We start from the raw sequence: 18,176 nt of genomic DNA on the forward strand, positions 1-18,176 counted from the left end.
GCCGCGGCGAAGCCCGGCGCGCCGGACGACGCGCCCGCGCCCGGCGGGACACCGGAGCGGCACAGGGGTTCGTCGGCCGGGGGCAGCCCGTCCATGGCGCCTGGCGGCGTGGACGGTGTCGCCACGCCGGAGGCGGCAGAGGGCGCTGGGGGAGTGGGGTCCGCCCACGATCAGGCCGGGCCCGCCGACTTCGGCGGGGTGTCCGACGGTGCGGGGCCGGAGGCCGTTGTGCCGTCGGCGGAGGTGTCGATACGGGCTTCGCGGCGGGCCGAGCGGCCCGGGGTGCGGGATCTGTTGCGGGTAGCCGCCGAGGATGTGAGTCCGCTCAGCGGTACGGGGGCCGGGGAGCACGATCCCGGGTTGTTGCTCGCGCTCGCCCGGGTCGGCGGGACGCCCTGCGTCGTCCTCGGCCACAACCGGCGCAGCGCCCGCGAAGGCGATACGGCCGAGGGGCCGGGGGAGGGGCAGGCGCTGGGCCCGGCGGGGTTGCGGACCGCGCGGCGCGGGATGCACATCGCCGCCGAGCTCGGGCTGCCGCTGCTCACCGTCATCGACACCGCGGGCGCCGCGCTCAGCCGTGAGGCCGAGGAGGGCGGGCTCGCGGCGGAGATAGCGCGGTGCCTCGCCGACATGGTGACCCTGCCCGCGCCCACCCTCTGTCTGCTGCTCGGCCAGGGCGCCGGCGGCGCGGCGCTCGCGCTGCTGCCCGCCGACCGGGTCGTGGCCGCGCGCCACGCCTGGCTGTCGCCGCTGGCGCCGGAGGGTGCGTCCGCGATCCTCCACCGCACGACGGAGCGGGCGTACGAGGTCGCCGCCCGCCAGGGCGTACGCTCCGCAGACCTGCTCGCCCAGGGCATCGTCGACCGCATCGTGGAGGAGGACTCCTCCGGCTTCGGGGACGGCTCCCGGGCTCCTGACGCCTTTCTCGGCCGTCTCGGCCATCTCCTCGGCGCCGAACTCGCCGCCCTCCGCGCCCAGGACCCGGGCGAGCGGCTCGCGGCGCGTCGCGTTCGTCATCGCCGGATCGGGCTGGGTCGTTGACGCCGACCGTTGTGGATCGTTGACCGTTGTTGACGGCTAATCAGGGCCAAACGGGCGGACCGACACGTTGAATTAGCGGTCTTAGGCATGCCTAACCTAATCTCGGGCCGTGAACGAGAATGATCTCGACGCGGCGTCACGGCCGTCCTCTTCCCCTGCCCTCGGGGGCTCCCCGGCCGCGCCGGTCCCGGCCCCTTCGGCCGCCCAGGCGGCCTCCCCGCCGCCGCGTCGGCTCCACCTCCTGGCCCTCAACCCCACCGACTCCGTCACCGAGGGCTTCCTCCCCGCGGCGGCCCGGCTCGGCCTGGCGGTCACCCTGCTCACCGACCAGCCCGAGGCCCATGAACGCGCCTACGGCTACGGACGACGGGACCACGCGTTCCCCGCGCTCGACATCGTCCCCTGCGACGTACGGGACTTCGCCGAGGTCATCAGCCGTATCGCCGCCGACGGCCGCCCCGACGCCGTCTTCACCAACAGCGACCACCTCCAGACCCAGGCCGCCCTCGCCGCCGAGTACTTCGGCCTCCCCGGCAAGGACTGGCGCGCCGCACTGCGCACCAAGAACAAGGCCGAGCTGCGCCGCGCCCTCGCCGCCGCGAGCCCGGACGCCGCGAGCCCGGACGCCGCGCGCGCAGACGCCACGCGCCCGGGCGCCACCGCCCCCGCCACCCCCGCCTGGTCGGCCGACCCCGTCTGGTCCGCCGAACTCGCCACCGGACAGGAACCCGCCACCCTCGCCGGACTCGACGCGCCCTACCCCTGCGTGGTCAAACCGCGCGAGGGCGTGGCCAGCGAGGACGTCGTCCTCGTCGCCGACGCCGACGAACTCGTCCGGCGCTGCGTCGAGATACGGGCCCGGCGACCCGGAGCGGCCCTGGTGGTCGAGGAGTTCCTGGACGGCGAGCTGCGCACCCTCGAAACCCTCGGCGACGGCCGCACCCTCCACGTCCTCGGCGGCTTCCGCACCGAGCTCTCGCCGCCCCCGCACTTCATCGAGGAACGGCTGCACCTGCTGCCTGCCCCGCCCCCGCAGCCGCACACCGATCAGGTGCTGGCGCAACTGCGCGCGCTGGGCGTGGGCTTCGGTGTGTGCCACACCGAGTACGTCGTCCAGGGTGACCGGGCCCGCCTCATCGAGGTCAACTACCGTGCCATAGGCGACCAGTGCGACCTCGTCCTCGCAGAACTCCTCGGCATCCCCCTTTTCGAGTACATCCTCCGTACGCACCTGGGCGAGCCGCTGCCGGACGACCTCGGCGCGCGCACCGACGGCAGGGTTCGCATGGAGTACGTCCTGGCCGACCGCGCCGGACGGCTCGCCTCCGCTCCTCCGGCGAGCGCGACCGAACGCGACGGCGTACGACTGGACTACCGGCCGCTGCGCGGGGTCGGCGAGGAACACCCGCTCCACCACACCAATCGAGACTTCCTCGGCGTACTCCGGGCCACCGGCACCGACCAGGGGCGGATCGACGCGGCGGTGGCGCAGTTCCTCGCGGCCCACCGATGGGAGATCGTGTGACAGAGGAAGAGGAGCTTCTCGGACGGGTGCTCGACACGCTCCTCCGGGAGGACGCCTACAAGCTGCGCAGCCGCGCCACCCCGGAACGGCGCACCGACGGCGACTGGCTGCGCATCGCGCTCGAGGGGGGCGAAAGCGTGCTGCTGCCGGTGGAACCCGAGGGCTTCCAGTGCGACATCCGCGCCCGCCGCCAGTCCCTGCGGCTATGCGCGCCCGCGACTGCCGGATGGGCCCCCACCGAGTGGGCCGACGCCGAACCGGGCGGTGCCGCACGGACCCCCGCCGAACCGGCTCCGGCCGAACCGGTCTCCGCCGAACCGGCTCCGGCCGAACGGACCTCCGCCGAACCGGGCGGTGCCGGACGAACCCCCGCTGAACCGGCCTCCGCCGAACCGGTCTCCGCCGAACCAGCTCCGGCCGAACGGACCTCCGCCGGACCGGTCGACGCCGATCGCGCCGATCCCGACCCGGGCGGTGCTGATCAGGCGGACGCCGAACCGGGCGGTGCCGGACGGACCCTCGCTGAACCGGCCCCGGCCGAATGGGCCTCCGCCGGACCGGCCGATGCCGATGGCGCCGATCCCGAACCGGGCGGTGCTGATCGGGTGGATGCCGAACCGGGCGGTGCCGGACGGACCCTCGCTGAACCGGCCCCGGCCGAATGGGCCTCCGCCGGACCGGCCGATGCCGATGGCGCCGATCCCGAACCGGGCGGTGCTGATCGGGTGGATGCCGAACCGGGCGGTGCCGGACGGACCCTCGCTGAACCGGCCCCGGCCGAATGGGCCTCCGCCGGACCGGTCGACGCCGATGGCGCCGATCCCGACCCGGGCGGTGCCGGACGAACCCCCGCTGAACCAGCCCCGGCCGAACCGGCCTCCGCTGAACCGGCCCCGGCCGAACCGGCCTCCGCCGAACCGGCCCCGGCCGAATCGGCCCCGGCCGAGTCGCCGTCCGTGTCCGGCTCGGTCAGCGAGTCCACGGACCGTGCCCCGGCCGAACGGCCGCTCACCGGCCTCGGCCCCGTCCTCAGGTGCCTGCGGGCCGCCGTGCCGGATGAGGACCGGCCGCTGTACGACGTCTTCGTGACCGAGTGCCGACAGGCTCTCGACGCCATGCGGCTGCACACCCGCATCCGGCCCGGCGTCGTCGCCGAGTTGGCCGCGCGCCACGGCGACGAGGGGCCGTGGGCGGGGATGCCCGGGGCGGTCGCGTACGACACGCTCGCCGCCTTCCGGGATCACCCGGTCTACCCCACCAGCCGGGGCCGGGCCGTCTTCACCGAGGACCAATTACGCGCCCACGCACCCGAGTTCCACCCCACCTTCCCGCTGCGCTGGCTCGTCCTGCCCCGCGAAGCGGTCGGCGGCGCCCCGGCGCGGCTGCCCGACTGGTGGCCGACGCCCGCACAGCTCGGCCTCGACAGCGGGCGGCGGCCCTCCGGCGAACGGGCGCGACTGGCCTTCCCCGTGCATCCGCTCACCGTCGGCCGCCCGCTGGAGGCGGCGCTCCGCGCGGCGGGGCTGGACGGCGAGGCCCGGCTCGCCGACCGCCCCCTGCTGGACGTACGGCCCACCCTCTCCATGCGGACCGTGGCCGTCGCCGACGCCCCCCTCGTCCACCTCAAACTGCCGCTCACCACCTCCACGCTGGGGATGCGCAACCGCCGCTCGGTCAAACCGGGCACGCTGATCGACGGCGAGGTGGCGCAGCGCCTGCTGGAGGCGGTGATCGCGCGCGAGCCGCGATTCGGCGCGACCGTGCTGCTCGCCGACGAGACCACCCACCTCCACGCCGGACACGAGCTGCTGGCCACGCTCGTACGCCGCTACCCGCCCGGTCTGGAGAACGCCACGATCGTGCCGCTGGCCGGGCTGCTCGCCGCCGCCCCGGACGGCACGCTCGTCATCGACGGGCTCGCCGAGCGCCACTACGGCGGGGACGTCCTCGCCCTGCTGGACGACTACCTCACCCTGCTCTTCGACTTCCACACCACCCTCTTCGCGTACGGCATCGCGCTGGAGTCCCATCAGCAGAACATCTCGCTGGTCTTCGAGGGCGGGGGTGACAACGGTGGTGCCGTGCCCCGGCTGCGGCTGCTCATCAAGGACCACGACGGCCCCCGCGTCCACGCGATACGGCTCGCCGCCATGGTCGGCGGAGGACCGGCCGCCGACCTGTGCGGATTCGACGACCGCAGAATCCTGACGTCCGGCGACGGGCCGGTGGCCGATGTGTTCACCACCATCACCGTCCATCTCTGCGCCGCCGCCCCCGTCTTCGAACTCGCCCGCCTCGGCCGGGCCCCGCTCGACACCCTGCTGCGGCGGCTGCGCGACCGGCTCATCGACGCCGTCGACCGGCTCGCCGTCACCCGGCCCGGTGCCGCCGCCGCGCTGCTGCGGCGGCGGGTGCTGGACGCGGATCGGCTGCCGGTCAAGGCGATGGTCACCGCCGGCACCTTGTTCACCAAGGAGCGTTCGGGCGCCGCCGACATCAACAAGCACTACGTCACCGGGCCCAACTATCTGCTGCGGGGAAGCGGCAGATGACCGCCGCGCCCCCCTGCCGTTACCGCCAAGCCCCTCCTGCCCCGCCTGCCCCTCTTGCCCTCTTGCCCTCCTGCCCCTCTCTCCTCCGCAGCCGCTGGAGCCGCCCCATGCCCATGACCTCCTCGCCCGCCACGACCGTGGCCTCCGCCGACCACGCCACCGCCCACACTCTGCTCAACTGTCTGCTCCGCGAGGTGTCCGGGCCGGAGCATCAGACCGTCGTGGCCGATGGGTGGCTGCGGCTGAGGCTGCCGCGCTGCGGGGTGCTGTTGCGCGTCGGGCTGCGGCGCACCTCCCTCATCGGGGCGCACCGCTTCACCGGGCCGGTCAGCGAACAGCGCGAGGGCGGCTGGACGGAGGTGTCCTGGCGGGAACTTGCCGAGCGCATCCGCCGGGAGCTGCAACTGCGCACGGGGGTGCACAACGATGAGTTCCTGGACCAGGTCGCCTCCAGCCACGCGGGCATGACGGCGGCCTTGGGGGCCCTGGAGGACCGGGACGGTGTCGTCGCGGACCCCTACCTCGCCTCCGAGCAGTCCCTCCTCTTCGGCCACCGCTTCCACCCCACCCCCAAGGCCCGCACCGGCAGCGCCGACTCCTGGGCGCGGTTCGCCCCCGAGGCCGGGGCGCGCTTCCCGCTGCACCACCTCGCCGTACGCCACGAGTACGTACGCCAGGAGTACGTACGCCAGGAGTACGTACGCGAGGAGCGGGTCGGCCAAGAGCCCGGCGCCCTCGCCGCGCTCGACCGGCAGCGCGCCGTCCCCGACGGCTACCGACTGTTGCCCGCCCACCCCTGGCAGTACGCGATGCTGCGCGAGCACCGTCTGCTGCGGGCGGCCATCGCCCGGGGCGACGTGCTGGACATCGGGCCCGGCGGCGCGGAGTTCGCGCCGACCGCGTCGGTCCGTACGCTCTACGACGGCCGGGACTTCCTCAAGTTCAGCCTCAATGTGCGGATCACCAACTGTCTGCGCAAGAACGCCGACTACGAGCTGTCCGGCGCCGTCGCCCTCACCCGCCTCCTGGAGCCGGTCGCCGCCGATCTCGCCGCCCGCTTCCCCGGCTGTGAGCTGCTGCGCGAACCCGCCTACCGGACGCTGGACCTCGGCGGCGACCAGCAGCTCATCGAGGGCTTCGGGGTGATCGTGCGCGAGGGGCTGGCCGCCCGGCTGCGGCCGGGGCTGACCGCGCTGCTCGCGGCGGCCGTCGCCGATGAGTATCCGACCAGCGGCGCCCAGATCTCCCGGCTCCTCCCCGATGTCGGCCCCGAGCGGCTCTCCGCGTGGTGGCAGGCGTATCTCAACCTTCTCGTACCGCCCGTGCTGGCCGCCTACTTCGACCACGGGGTGGTCCTGGAACCCCACCTCCAGAACGTCGTCATCGGCGTCGACCCCGCCGACGGCACCCCCCGCCAGGTGCTCTTCCGCGATCTGGAGGGCACCAAGCTGGTGCCCGAGCGGCACGCCGCCGCGCTCGCCGCGCTGCCCGAGGCGGTGGCCCGCCCGCTGACGTACGAGCGCGAGCGCGGCTGGGACCGGGTGGTGTACTGCCTGCTGGTCAACCACATCGCCGAGATGGTGGCCGCCCTCGCCGACCGCTGTCCGCGTCTGGAGCCCGCGCTGTGGTCGGCGGTCCGCCGGGTGCTGTGCGAGCGCTCGGCGGCCCATGACCATCCGCCCGCGCTGCGCGCCCTCGTGGCGGGCGTGCCGCTGCCCGCCAAGGCCAACCTCCTGACCCGCTGGGCTCGTCGGGCCGACCGCCACGCGGGCTATGTGCGCATCGCCAGCCCGCTCGCCTCCGCCCTGCTGTCCGAGGCGGCGCATGTGTCGGAGGCGGCGCACGTGTCCGAGGCGGCCTACGTGTCGGAGGCGGTGCACGTGTCCGAGGCGGCGCATGTCTCCGAGACTGCGCATGTGTCGGAAGTGGCCCATGTGTCCGAAGAAGCCCACGTCATCCACCACCCCGGGAGCAGCCGTTGATCACCTCTGCCGTCCGTACCCTCGCCACGGAGCTGACCGGCGACGACCTGCCCGCCTACGTCTACGACCTGACCGCGCTCCGCGCCCACGCGCGGGCCGTACGGGACGCGCTGCCGCCGGGCCTCGAGCTGTACTACGCCGCGAAGGCCAACCCTGCGCCGCGCATCCTCCAGGCGCTCGCGCCCCATGTCACCGGCTACGAGGTGGCCTCCGGCGGCGAGGTGGAGCATGTCCGGGCGGCCGTGCCGGGGGCGCCGCTGGCCTTCGGCGGGCCGGGCAAGACCGAGGGGGAGCTGCGGCGGGCGCTGACGCTGGGCGTGGAGCGGTTCCATGTGGAGAGCGAGCAGGAGCTGCGGCTGCTGGCCGGGGCGGCACAGGACGCGGGAATCCCGGACGTGGACGTCCTCCTGCGCGTCAATCTCCCGGTGGCCGGTGCCGAGCTGGGCGGCGCGGCGCTGGCCATGGGGGGCCGCCCGAGCCCCTTCGGCCTCGACCCCGAGGCCGTGGAACGCTGCCTTCCGCTGTTCTCGGCGGACTCCGGCAGTCCCCTGCGCCTGCGCCTGTGCGGCATCCATGCCCATCTCGCCAGCGGCCTGGACGCCCCCGCCCAGGTCGCCGTCGCCGCCGCGATCGCCGACTGGGCGGCGAAGCTGTCCGAACGCCACGGGCTGGGCCTCACCGAGGTGAACGTCGGCGGCGGGATGGGCGTGGACTACGCCCACCCCGACCGCCGCTTCGACTGGGCCGTCTACGGCCAGGGCATGGCGGACCTCGCCCTCCGCCACCCTGACCTGACCCTGCGGATCGAGCCCGGCCGGGCGCTGACCGTCTACTGCGGCTGGTACGTCACCGAGGTGCTGGACATCAAGCACAGCGGGGGCGAGGCGTTCGCGGTGGTGCGCGGTGGCACCCACCACCTCCGTACCCCCGCCACCAAACAGCACGACCAGCCCTTCCAGGTGCTCCCCATGGACACCGGGAACACCTGGACCCGGCCCTGGCCCCGCCCGGCCGTACGGGCGGAGCCGGTCACGCTGGTCGGCCAGCTCTGCACCCCCAAGGACGTGCTGGCCGGCCGGATCCCGGTCGAGGAGCTACGGGTCGGGGACCGCGTCGCCTTCGCGCTGGCGGGTGCGTACGCGTGGAACATCTCGCACCACGACTTCCTGATGCACCCCCGGCCGGGCTTCCACTACCTGGAGGAATGAGGGTGGAAAACGATCACTCGGCGGGCCGGGGCTCGCCTCGGTAGGTGCCGAAGGACCACTTGTTGCCCTCCGGGTCGGCGATGGCGAACTCACGGCTGCCGTACGGCTGGTCCTCGATCGGCCGGAGCACCCGCACTCCGGCCGCCGTGAGCCGTTCGTACAGCGCGTCGACGTGATCGGTGACGACGTACGCCCCGAACGTGCCCGGCTCCAGGCACCAGCTCTTGGTGGCCGGGTCGTACGAGCCGAGCATGATGCCGCCGCCCTCGGGCCAGTCGAGCTGGGCATGGGCGACGCGGTCCTCGTCCTGGTAGACGGCCGTGCGCAGGAAGCCGACCGTGTCGACCAGGAAGTCGATCAGGGCGATGGCGTCATGGGCCTGGAGCGTGGGCCAGACGGCGGGTTCACGGGATTGCGTCTGCTGCTGGTTCTGCTGGTTCGGTGCGGTGTTCATGGCACCTACTCTTCGCCGTATAGATGCCCCCCGGCTTGGATATTCCGGCACTCTTCGGCCAACCAGGCCGTCGGGCTCACCCCGGTGTACTGCCGGAAGTCGCGCACCAGGTGGGAGTGGTCGAAATAGCCGCACTCGGCGGCGACCCGGGCCAGATCCGGCGCCCGGCCCACCGCCACGGACCGCACCACCGTGTTCCTGGCGTACTGGAAGCGCATCAGCCGCGCCGCCTGCTTGGGGCTCAGCCCCGTCTCGGCGCGGAACACGCTGGTCAGGCGGCGTGGGCTGAGCGCCACATGCTCGGCAAGACCCGTCAGCGTCCCGGCCCCGCGATGCCGGGCCAGCCAAGCCCACGCCTCGGCGACCTCGCTCCGTACCGGAGCCCCGGCCTCGCCCGCCGCCGCGCGCTCCCGCAGATACGCGCCCAGCACGGCGAACCGGTCCGCCCACGACCGCTGCTCGCACAGCCGCTCCCGCACCTCGGCGGCCCGCTTGCCCAGCACCTCCGCCCCGGAGGTGACCAGCTCGTCGTCGGAGGTGAGCGCCCCGGCCGGAAGCCCCAGCAGTGCGCGCGCCGCGAGCGGATGCACCGCGAGCTGCACTCCGGCCTCGCTCCCACTCTGGGCGATATACGCGGGCTGCTGATGCAGACCACCCACGACGATCTCGGTCCGCGAGGCGCCGGGCCCCCGCGCCTGCTCGGGCGTGACCCCGCCGACGACGGGGCCCTCCAGCGAGAAGATCAGCGTCAGGTAGGGAGAGGGCAGCCCTCGATGCAGCGTCGGCGGTATCCCCTCGGACCGATAGCCGACGGCGGTCACCACCATCCCCCCGAGCCCATGCCCGAGCCCGGCCCCGGCCCGCACGAACTCGTGGCTGCTCATGCGGCCAGTATCACCCGCCCATCGGACAGCGGGCCCGGCCCGCAGACGCCGGTCATGCTCCGCGTCGCCTGCGGCGGGCTGTTCCCCTCCCCGCCCCTTCCCTCAACTGGGGCTCCGCCCCAGGCCCCGCTCCTCAATCGCCGGAGCGGCTGGAAGGATCGCCGGCGGGGCTGGAAGGCGGGGCTTCGCCCCAGATCTCGGGATCCAGGGGCGGAGCCCCTGGTACGGGGAAAGAGCTGGGTGCGCTGAGGTCCCTGCCTCCGGCAGGCGCGCGGTGGCCTGGAATCATCCGGTGGCATGTACACCGTTACCCTCTGGGAGTTCGCCGCGCTCGCGGCGGCATCCATACTCGTCGGCTTCTCGAAGACCGCCGTCAGCGGCGCCAATACCGTCAGCCTCGCGATCTTCGCGGCCGTACTTCCGGCCCGGGAGTCGACCGGTGTGCTGCTGCCCCTGCTGATCGTCGGCGATCTGCTCGCCGTCCGGACCTATCGGCGGCACGCCCACTGGGGGACCCTGGTGCGGCTGTTCCCGGCGGTCACGGCCGGGGTCGTGGTGGGCACGGTGTTCCTGCTCTGGGCCGGGGACGCGGAGGTGCGCACATCCATCGGGGCGATCCTGCTGCTGATGGCCGGGGTCACGGTCTGGCGGCGGCGTACGGCGGCCCGGGCCGAGGCCCCCGCGACGACGCCCGACGCGGACGGGGCGGGCGCCCGGCTCAAGGCCGGTTCGTACGGAGTGCTCGGCGGCTTCACCACGATGGTGGCCAATGCGGGCGGCCCCGTGATGTCGCTCTATCTGCTCTCCGCCGGCTTCCGGAAGCTGGGTTTCCTGGGCACCTCGGCCTGGTTCTTCCTCATCGTGAACGTCGCCAAGGTGCCCTTCAGCGTCGGCCTCGGCCTGATCGACGCCCGCTCCCTGCTCCTGGACGCGCTGCTCGCGCTTTTCGTCCTGCCGGGTGCGTACATCGGTAAGGCGTGCGTGGACCGGATCAATCAGCGGCTCTTCGAGCGCCTGGTCATCGGGGCTACGGTGCTGGGTGGACTTCAGTTGCTGCTGCGCTGATCCTTCAGGCTCGATATGAAGGCGCTCCACGAGCCGTTGGGGAATATGAGGACGGGCCCGTCGGGGTCCTTGGAGTCGCGGACGGGGACGATGCCGGGGAGGTTGTCGGCGACCTCGACGCATATTCCGCCGTCGTTGTTGCTGTAGCTGCTCTTACGCCAGGCGGCGGTGGTCAGGCCCGGTGTCGTCGTCATGAGTCCAGTCCTTCATCGCAGCTCGGATCATCGCCTCGGAGTCCCGGGGTGAGAGGGCCATGGCCCGGAGCAGATCGTAGTTCTTCCGGAGCTTTGCGACTACGTCCTTATCTTCGATGATCGTCCCGAAGCGACTGCCTTCCTTGTAGGCCAGCATCGGCGCGTCCGGCACCGTGTAGAGCACGAGGGAGTTGCCCGCTTCCACATGGTGGCCCGCGCTGAACGGCAGCACCTGAAGGGTCACGTATGGATGTGTCCCGTGCTCAAGCAGGGACTCCATCTGGCGCTGCATCACCTCCGGCCCTCCCGCCGGGCGGCGCAACGCTGCTTCATCCACGATGAACCAGCACTCCGGCGGATGAGGCTGGTCCAGCCGTGCCTGTCGGTCGAGCCGAGCCTTGAGCAGTGCCTCGATTTCCGCGTCCGGAGCGTGGCGGTGTCCGATCCGCAGTGACTCCCTCGCGAGTTCGGCGGTCTGGAGCAGCCCGGGGATGGTGGCGCACGAGTACTCCTCGATCACCATCGCCCGGCTCTCGACCTCAGTGACCCGCCGGTACTTCCCCGGAAACGGCTCGTTCTTCGCCAGCGCATAGATGCGCGCGAACATCCCGTCCGTCCCGAAGCACGCGTCCAACTTCGCCGGAAGGTCGTCGTACGGCAGGGACTCCGCCGCCTCGATCCGGGCCAGATGCGATTTGCTGTAGTTCAGCACCTCGGACAGCCGCCGTAACGACATGTCCGCCTTCTCGCGGTGGCGGCGGATCTCCGCGCCGAAGAGGTCGCGTGCGGAGCGGTCGGGAAAGAGTTCGCGTGGCTGGAACGGCATGGTGCATCCCCTCTTGTCCCGCGATCTTGGCTGGGACTTGTCGCCTCTTTCCAGCCTACGCGCCAGAACGCAACGGTGTGTGCACACAACGTAATTGGCCGAACCGGAAAGACAGGTCAACGTGTTCTCACACCCCGAATCCAACGCTCCACGGATGACGATGCGCGTCTACCGCGTCTCGCCGGACGGCGCGGTCGTGACGCAGGAGCTGGGCAGGGTCGTCGTGGTGGTCAAGGACAAGCTCGAACCCTTGCGGTCCAGCCAGTTCCCGCCCTGCCGCTGCCCGCGCCACCGCGACCGTGCGGACCTGTGATGAAGCTGCATTATGCATGCGATGCTGCTAAAATGCAGCTCATGACTGCTCTGACCATTCGCGACGTACCGGATGACGCCCTCGCCACGCTGAAGGCCCGCGCCGCGCGGGCCGGCAAGTCGCTTCAGGCGTATGCGCTGGACGTACTCGTCGGTGAGGCGTCCAGGCCCACGCTTGCCGAGGTCGCAGCCCGTGCGGAAGCCGAGGCCAGCGCGAGCCTGAGTACATCGGACGTGCTGGCCGCGATCCACGACGCAAGGGCGGGCCGTTGATCGTCATTGATTGCTCCGCGCTCGTCTTCTTCTTGACGGACGAGGGCCCCACAGGGCATGGGGTACGTCAACGTGTCGCGAAGGAGGATCGGCTCGCCGCACCTCATCTGCTCGATTACGAGATCATGTCGGCATTGCTCGGCCTGGCGCGTGGGCGACGTGGTGGCGATCCCAAGTTGAGCGATAAGCAGCTACGAAAGGCCGTGGCGAGGTATCGCGACCTGGCGATCGACCGGCATGAAACGCTGATCCTGTGGGAGCGGGTCAAGGGCCTGTCGAGCAACCTGTCCGCCTATGACGCCCAGTACGTCGCGCTTGCTGAAAGCCTGGGCATGCCGTTGATCACCAGCGATGCCAAGATCGGCAAGGCCGGGGCGGCGCGCTGTGAGATCGAGACGTTCGACGCGTGTTCCTGACCACGGGGTCATCGAAACCCTGGGGCGGGGCCACAGCTCGCGCGGACGACCAGCTCCGTGGGGATGATCACTCGCACCCCCGGCTCGGGGGTGCGTTCCAACTGGTCCAGCATCAGGCTCAGGCAACGGCGGCCGATCTCCGTGAAGTCCGTACGGACCGTGGTGAGCGGCGGGAGCAGATGGGCCGCCTCCGGGATGTCGTCGTAGCCGATCACGCTGACGTCCTCGGGGACCCGGCGGCCCGCCTCGTGCAGGGCGCGGAGGACGCCCACCGCCATCTGGTCGTTGGAGACGAACACCGCCGTGACATCGGGGTCGTCGGCGATTCCGCGGCCCAGTTCATGGCCCGAGTCCGCGCTCCAGTCGCCGTACAGCGGCTCGTGCGCCTGCGCCCCCGCGTCCTCCAGAGCGGCCCGCCAGCCGTCCAGCCGCGCCTCGGCGGCAATCCAGCCCACCGGGCCCGCGATATGGCGGACGGTGCGGTGGCCGAGGCGCAGCAGGTGTTCCGTGGCCTGGCGGGCGCCGGACGCGGAGTCGCCCGCGACCACCGGGAAGCGGGCGCCGAAGCTCTTGTCCAGCGTAACCATGGGCATGCCGTGGTCCGCCTCGACCAGGGCCTCGCCCACCGAGCGCTGCGGGGCGATGGCGATGATGCCGTCCGCGCCCTGGCCGAGCAGCCGGTCGACGGCGCCCCGTACCGCCTTCTGGTCGGTGGCGGTGAGCGCGATCGTGCTGACGAGGTAACCCGCCTCCTGCGCGGCCTCGTTGATGCCTGCCAGTGTGGCGGCCGGGCCGAAGCGGGCCGCGTCGAAGGAGATCACGCCGAGCGTCCGGCTGCGGCCGCTGGCCAGGGTGCGGGCGCTGGCGGTCGGGCGGTAGCCCAGCTCCCGCATGGCCTCCCGGACCCGCTCCCGGGTCTCGGGCCGTACCCGGGGGTGGTCGTTGAGGACGCGGGAGACCGTCTGCCCGGAGACCCCGGCGCGCCGGGCGACGTCGGCCATCACCGGTCCGCCACCCGCCGTGGCCCGGCGCCGCCGGACCCGCTGGGGCCCGCCCGTATCATCCTCCGGTTCGCCCATGCGGATGCGCTTCCTCCTCTTACCCTTATGTCCTGGTGCTCCCACGTCTTGTACGTCTCGCCGCATCCCGGCACAACTCATCATCGATTAATGGACAGACGCCGAGGTGGCGGCGGTGGTTGCGCCCCATCGACACCGGCCGCGTTCTCCTAGTATTTTTACCTGAAAGTGCCATAGAGACAGGGGCCTGCCGTTCCTGTTGGCATTCACTTGTTGTGTGCCCTACCGGGGGTGCGCTCATCTGAGTGACGATTGGAGGCAGGGGATGGCGGGTTCCGCATCGGACACGATCGCTGTCGTCGGCGCCGGGGTAATGGGACGCAACATCACCGCACTCGCGCTGGGCCGTGGGGCCGATGTCGTGCTGGTCGATGTCTCGGATGAGGTGCTGGAGAGCGCCCGGGCGGAAATCGCCCAACTGCTGCGGCACGGGCAGTTCATGGGCGCCTTCCCCGACTCCCAGGCCACCGGGACCCTCACCACCACGCTCTCCAGCGGCGATGTCGCGGGCGCGGATGTGGTGATCGAGGCGATCACCGAGGACGCCGCGCTCAAGGCGCGGGTCATGGCGGAGCTCTCCGGCACGGTCCCCGCCGGGGTCCCGCTGATCACCAACACCTCGGGAATTCCCATCGCCGAACTGGCGAAGTCGGTGCGGCGGCCCGCCGAACTGGCCGGGGTGCACTTCATGAATCCGTCCTATCTCATCGAGATGGTGGAAGTGGTGCGCGGCCCGCAGACCGGCGAGGACGCCATGGCCGCGATCCTGGCCCTGCTGGGCAAGCTGGGGCGGAAGACCGTCGTCGTGCGGGACGCGCCGGGGTTCGTCACCAGCAGGCTGCTGCACCCCATGATCAATGAGGCGGCGCGCATCGTGGCCGAGGGCACCGCGAGCGTCGAGGCCGTGGACCAGCTCATGCACGGCTGCCTCGGCCATCCGACCGGCCCGCTGCGCACCGCCGATCTGATCGGACTCGACAATCTCGCGGACGCTCTTCGGCTACTCGCCGAGCGGACCGGAAATTCCGCCTTCGAGCCCTGTGAACTTCTGCTGGAGAAGGTGCGCGCCGGTGATCTGGGGCGTAAGACAGGGCGCGGGTTCTACAACTATGGAGAGGTGCTTTCGTGAGTATGGACCAGGCAGTCACCGCCGAGGCGACCGAGCAGGCGATCACGGCGTTCGTCTCGGAGCGGGTGAAGGCGGAGGTCCCCGCCGACCAGGACCTCTTCGGGTCCGGGCTGGTGTCGTCGATGTTCGCGATGGAGCTCGTCGTCCATCTGGAACAGGCATTCTCCGTGCAGATCCTGGGGGACGACCTCAAGCGGGACAACTTCCGCACCATCGCGGCCATGACCGCTCTGGTGGTGCGGTTGCGCGGCGGCGAGAAGCCCGCCGATGTCTGAGCCGCTCGCCGGCGCCCGTGAGATCGTCGACGACCTCGTCGGCGACCGGGCCGCGGAGTGGGACCGCACCGGGCTGATCCCCGACGACGTACTGCGCACGCTGTCCGCGCGCGGTCTGCTGTGCGCCGGGGTGCCGGAGGCGTCCGGCGGACTCGGCGCGAGCAGCGCGGCGAACGGCGAGTTCACCGCGTTCGTGGGCAGCCGGTGCAGCTCCCTGCGGAGCGTGATGACCTCGCAGGGCATGGCCGCGTGGACCATCCAGCGCCTGGGCAGCGCACAGCAGCACGCCGAGTACCTGCCGAAACTGGCCGGGGGTCAGCTCGCCGCCGTCGCGTTCAGCGAGCCGGAGGCGGGCAGCGATCTGTCGGCGATGACCACGACCATCGAGCAGGACGACGACACCGTCGTCGTCCGCGGCCAGAAGGTCTGGACGACCGCGGCCCACTACGCCGACATGATCGTGGTCGTCGGCCGCTATGGCTCCGGGGCGGCCGCCGTCGTGGTGCCCGCCTCGGCTCCGGGCGTCACCGTGACCAGGGTGGCGCAGCCGTCCGGCTGCCGGGCCGCGGGTCATGCGAACGTGACGCTGGACGAGGTGCGGCTGCCCGCCACCGCCGTGCTCGGCGGTGGACAGCCGCTGATGCTCCTGGTGACCACCGCGCTGGCGTACGGGCGGATCTCGGTCGCCTGGGGCTGCGTCGGCATCCTCCGGGCCTGCCTCGACGCCGCCCGCGGCCATGCCCGCACCCGGACCCAGTTCGGAAAGCGGCTCGCGGACCACCAGCTCGTCGCCCGCCATCTGGCGAATCTGCTGACCTCCGAGCAGATCGCCACCCGGGTGTGCGAACACGCCAGCCGGTGCTGGGACCAGGGCTCTCCCGAGATGGTCGTGGCCACCGTGCTCGCCAAGCAGGTGGGCGCGGTCCAGGCCGCGCAGGGCGCCGCCACGGCGGTGCAGGTGCTGGGCTCGGCGGCGGCCCACGAGGGCCATGTGGTCGAGCGCGCGTACCGCGACGCGAAACTCATGGAACTCATCGAGGGCAGTACGGAGATCTGTGAGCTGATCCTCGCCGACCACGCCGTATCGATGCCCGCGACATGAGTCGGCGAACCGAGACAAGGAAGAGCCGTGGCTGAACAGACCGCGATCGTGAAGTGTCTGGTGTGGGACCTCGACAACACCCTGTGGCAGGGCACGTTGCTGGAGGACGGGGCGGTGACGCTCCCCGCACCGGTCAGAGAACTCATCGTCGAATTGGACAGCCGCGGCATCCTCCAGTCGGTGGCCAGCAAGAACGACCACGACCTGGCCTGGAAGCAGTTGGCGGCGCTGGGCGTCGCCGAGTACTTCGTACTGCCGCGCATCGGCTGGGGTCCGAAGTCCGATTCGGTACGGGAGATCGCCACCGAGCTGAACTTCGCGCTCGGCACGATCGCCTTCATCGACGACCAGCCGACCGAGCGGGCGGAGGTCCAGTTCCATCTGCCCGAGGTCCGCTGCTATGACGCCGGGCAACTGTCCGAGCTGTCCGCCCTCCCGGAGTTCAACCCGGCGACGGTGACCGTGGACGCGCGCCGCCGTCGCCAGATGTACCAGGCCGGATTCGAACGGAAGGCGGCCGAGGCGGAGTTCCAGGGGCCGAGCGAGGACTTCCTGCGCTCGCTGGAACTCGTGATGCGCATCGGCCGCGCCACCGAGGAGGAGCTGTCCCGGGTCGAGGAGCTGACCCTGCGCACCAGCCAGATGAACGCCACCGGTGTGCACTACTCCATCACCGATCTGCGGGCGCTGCTGGCCGATCCGCGCCATGAGGTGCTGGTGACCACGCTCACCGACCGGTTCGGGCCGCATGGCGCGGTCGGTCTCCAACTGCTGGAGAAGCACGAAGGCGTCTGGCATCTCAAGCTGCTGGCCACCTCGTGCCGGGTGGTGTCGTTCGGCGCCGGTTCGGCGATCCTGCGCTGGCTCGGCGACCAGGCCGCCCGGGCGGGGGTCCATCTGGCCGCCGACTTCCGGCAGACCGAGCGCAACCGGATGATGGAGATCGCCTACCGCTTCGCCGGTTTCACCGACGAGCCGTGCGACTGCCGGGCCGAACTACCCGCGCCCGCACAGGAGGAGATCCAGCGGCTGCATCTGTCCCCGGCGCCCTCCGACCCGCCGCCCACGATGGAGCTGCACGCCGTCAGCCTCCAGGACGTCTGAGCCCGCACCGGCCGGGAGGCCCGCCTCCCGGCCGGTTCCGATGTGAGAAGACCAGAGAAGATGGATGACGCATGGCGAACCAGGTAGGTCTCCCGGCCGCGCTCTCGGAGTACATCCGGGAGGTCTCCCTGCGGGAGGACGCGGTCCTGCGGGAGCTGCGCGAGACGACGGCGCAGCTTCCCGCGGGCACCGCGATGCAGGTCATGGCCGAGGAGGGCCAGCTTCTGACACTGCTGGCCGGACTCACCCCGGCGAACAGGATCCTGGAGATCGGCACGTTCACCGGGTACAGCACCCTGTGCCTGGCCCGTGCCCTCGCGCCCGGCGGACGGCTCATCACCTGTGACATCACCGACCGCTGGGCGAGCATCGGCGCCGACTACTGGGCCAGGGCGGGCGTCGAGGGGCGGATCGACCTGCGGGTCGGTGACGCGACCGACACCCTCGAGGCCATCCTCGCGGAGGAGGGCCCCGGCACCTTCGACTTCGTGTTCATCGACGCCGACAAGCAGGGCTATCCGCACTACTACGAGATGGCGCTGACGCTCCTCGGCGACCGCGGCCTGATCGTGGTCGACAACACCCTGTTCTTCGGCAAGGTGGTGGATCCCGAGGCACAGGACGTCGACACCGCCGGGATCCGGGCGTTCAACAAGCTGGTCCATGACGATCCGCGGGTGGAGATGTCGCTGGTCCCGATGGCGGACGGCATCACGCTGATCCGCAAGAAATCGCCCGCGGGTGCGTGAGCGGAG

Annotated in this window: 19 protein-coding genes; 14 read left to right on the forward strand and 5 right to left on the reverse strand. The window is 71.7% G+C overall.

Annotated elements, in window-relative coordinates:
• The 5 genes from KN815_RS03805 to KN815_RS03825 all read left to right on the forward strand — a co-directional run.
• Positions 1–1,041 (forward strand): carboxyl transferase domain-containing protein (locus KN815_RS03805; protein WP_301184545.1); only part of this gene is annotated, 1,041 nt, incomplete at its 5' end.
• 241 nt (positions 1,042–1,282) lie between these two features.
• Positions 1,283–2,566, forward strand: a complete 1,284-nt coding sequence (locus KN815_RS03810) for an ATP-grasp domain-containing protein (protein WP_216340253.1) — start codon at positions 1,283–1,285, stop codon at positions 2,564–2,566.
• A 725-nt stretch (positions 2,567–3,291) separates the two neighbouring features.
• A complete protein-coding gene (locus KN815_RS03815; RefSeq protein WP_372458248.1) occupies positions 3,292–5,118 on the forward strand; it encodes an IucA/IucC family protein in 1,827 nt (608 codons plus the stop codon).
• Positions 5,119–5,225: 107 nt separating this feature from the next.
• The gene (locus KN815_RS03820; RefSeq protein WP_216340155.1) at positions 5,226–7,100 is read left to right on the forward strand and encodes an IucA/IucC family protein; all 1,875 of its coding nucleotides are present in this window, start codon (positions 5,226–5,228) and stop codon (positions 7,098–7,100) included.
• Positions 7,097–8,308 carry a type III PLP-dependent enzyme gene (locus tag KN815_RS03825; protein WP_216340157.1) on the forward strand — a complete coding sequence of 404 codons (1,212 nt, stop codon included), beginning with the start codon at positions 7,097–7,099 and terminating at the stop codon, positions 8,306–8,308. The genes KN815_RS03820 and KN815_RS03825 overlap by 4 nt, the downstream gene beginning before the upstream one ends.
• 13 nt (positions 8,309–8,321) lie before the next feature.
• Here KN815_RS03825 and KN815_RS03830 read toward each other — a convergent pair whose 3' ends face one another.
• Both KN815_RS03830 and KN815_RS03835 read right to left on the reverse strand, forming a co-directional pair.
• Entirely contained in the window at positions 8,322–8,762 is a 441-nt protein-coding gene (locus KN815_RS03830; RefSeq protein WP_216340159.1) for a VOC family protein, read from the reverse strand.
• Positions 8,763–8,767: 5 nt separating this feature from the next.
• Positions 8,768–9,646, reverse strand: coding sequence for a helix-turn-helix domain-containing protein (locus KN815_RS03835; protein WP_216340162.1), 879 nt, complete (start codon positions 9,644–9,646; stop codon positions 8,768–8,770).
• A 297-nt stretch (positions 9,647–9,943) separates the two neighbouring features.
• Between KN815_RS03835 and KN815_RS03840 the strand changes: the two genes are divergently transcribed.
• Positions 9,944–10,711, forward strand: a complete 768-nt coding sequence (locus tag KN815_RS03840) for a sulfite exporter TauE/SafE family protein (protein WP_216340164.1) — start codon at positions 9,944–9,946, stop codon at positions 10,709–10,711.
• On the opposite strand, the gene KN815_RS03845 is transcribed toward KN815_RS03840, so the two are convergent.
• Complete coding sequence (locus KN815_RS03845; RefSeq protein WP_216340166.1) at positions 10,693–10,905, reverse strand: DUF397 domain-containing protein; 213 nt, start codon at positions 10,903–10,905, stop codon at positions 10,693–10,695. The two genes, KN815_RS03840 and KN815_RS03845, sit on opposite strands and share 19 nt — an antisense overlap.
• Positions 10,865–11,731: a helix-turn-helix domain-containing protein gene (locus tag KN815_RS03850; protein ID WP_216340168.1), complete on the reverse strand. Its 867-nt coding sequence runs from the start codon at positions 11,729–11,731 to the stop codon at positions 10,865–10,867. The genes KN815_RS03845 and KN815_RS03850 overlap by 41 nt, the downstream gene beginning before the upstream one ends.
• A gap of 154 nt (positions 11,732–11,885) precedes the next feature.
• Between KN815_RS03850 and KN815_RS03855 the strand changes: the two genes are divergently transcribed.
• From KN815_RS03855 to KN815_RS03865, 3 genes are read left to right on the forward strand one after another with little or no spacing between them, the layout of a single operon-like run.
• Entirely contained in the window at positions 11,886–12,044 is a 159-nt protein-coding gene (locus KN815_RS03855) for a hypothetical protein (protein ID WP_167543243.1), read from the forward strand.
• A 41-nt stretch (positions 12,045–12,085) separates the two neighbouring features.
• Positions 12,086–12,316: a FitA-like ribbon-helix-helix domain-containing protein gene (locus KN815_RS03860; RefSeq protein ID WP_216340170.1), complete on the forward strand. Its 231-nt coding sequence runs from the start codon at positions 12,086–12,088 to the stop codon at positions 12,314–12,316.
• Positions 12,313–12,732 carry a type II toxin-antitoxin system VapC family toxin gene (locus tag KN815_RS03865; protein ID WP_216340172.1) on the forward strand — a complete coding sequence of 140 codons (420 nt, stop codon included), beginning with the start codon at positions 12,313–12,315 and terminating at the stop codon, positions 12,730–12,732. The genes KN815_RS03860 and KN815_RS03865 overlap by 4 nt, the downstream gene beginning before the upstream one ends.
• Before the next feature lie 8 nt (positions 12,733–12,740).
• Here the strand turns inward: KN815_RS03865 and KN815_RS03870 are convergent, their stop codons facing one another.
• Positions 12,741–13,733 (reverse strand): LacI family DNA-binding transcriptional regulator, encoded by a 993-nt coding sequence (locus KN815_RS03870; protein WP_253208739.1) that lies wholly within the window; start codon positions 13,731–13,733, stop codon positions 12,741–12,743.
• 343 nt (positions 13,734–14,076) lie between these two features.
• Here KN815_RS03870 and KN815_RS03875 point away from each other — a divergent pair, with 343 nt between their 5' ends.
• The 5 genes from KN815_RS03875 (at position 14,077) to KN815_RS03895 (ending at position 18,170) form a co-directional block, all read left to right on the forward strand.
• Positions 14,077–14,940: a 3-hydroxyacyl-CoA dehydrogenase family protein gene (locus tag KN815_RS03875; protein ID WP_216340176.1), complete on the forward strand. Its 864-nt coding sequence runs from the start codon at positions 14,077–14,079 to the stop codon at positions 14,938–14,940.
• 2 nt (positions 14,941–14,942) lie between these two features.
• A complete protein-coding gene (locus tag KN815_RS03880) occupies positions 14,943–15,215 on the forward strand; it encodes an acyl carrier protein (RefSeq protein WP_216340178.1) in 273 nt (90 codons plus the stop codon).
• On the forward strand, positions 15,208–16,317 hold the full coding sequence (locus KN815_RS03885; protein WP_216340180.1) for an acyl-CoA dehydrogenase family protein: 1,110 nt from the start codon (positions 15,208–15,210) through the stop codon (positions 16,315–16,317). The genes KN815_RS03880 and KN815_RS03885 overlap by 8 nt, the downstream gene beginning before the upstream one ends.
• 27 nt (positions 16,318–16,344) lie before the next feature.
• Entirely contained in the window at positions 16,345–17,421 is a 1,077-nt protein-coding gene (locus tag KN815_RS03890) for an HAD-IIIC family phosphatase (RefSeq protein ID WP_216340182.1), read from the forward strand.
• A gap of 71 nt (positions 17,422–17,492) precedes the next feature.
• On the forward strand, positions 17,493–18,170 hold the full coding sequence (locus KN815_RS03895; protein ID WP_216340184.1) for an O-methyltransferase: 678 nt from the start codon (positions 17,493–17,495) through the stop codon (positions 18,168–18,170).
• Positions 18,171–18,176 lie beyond the last annotated feature (6 nt).

The sequence above is a fragment of the Streptomyces niphimycinicus genome (assembly GCF_018883605.1).
GTDB classification, from domain to species: domain Bacteria; phylum Actinomycetota; class Actinomycetes; order Streptomycetales; family Streptomycetaceae; genus Streptomyces; species Streptomyces niphimycinicus.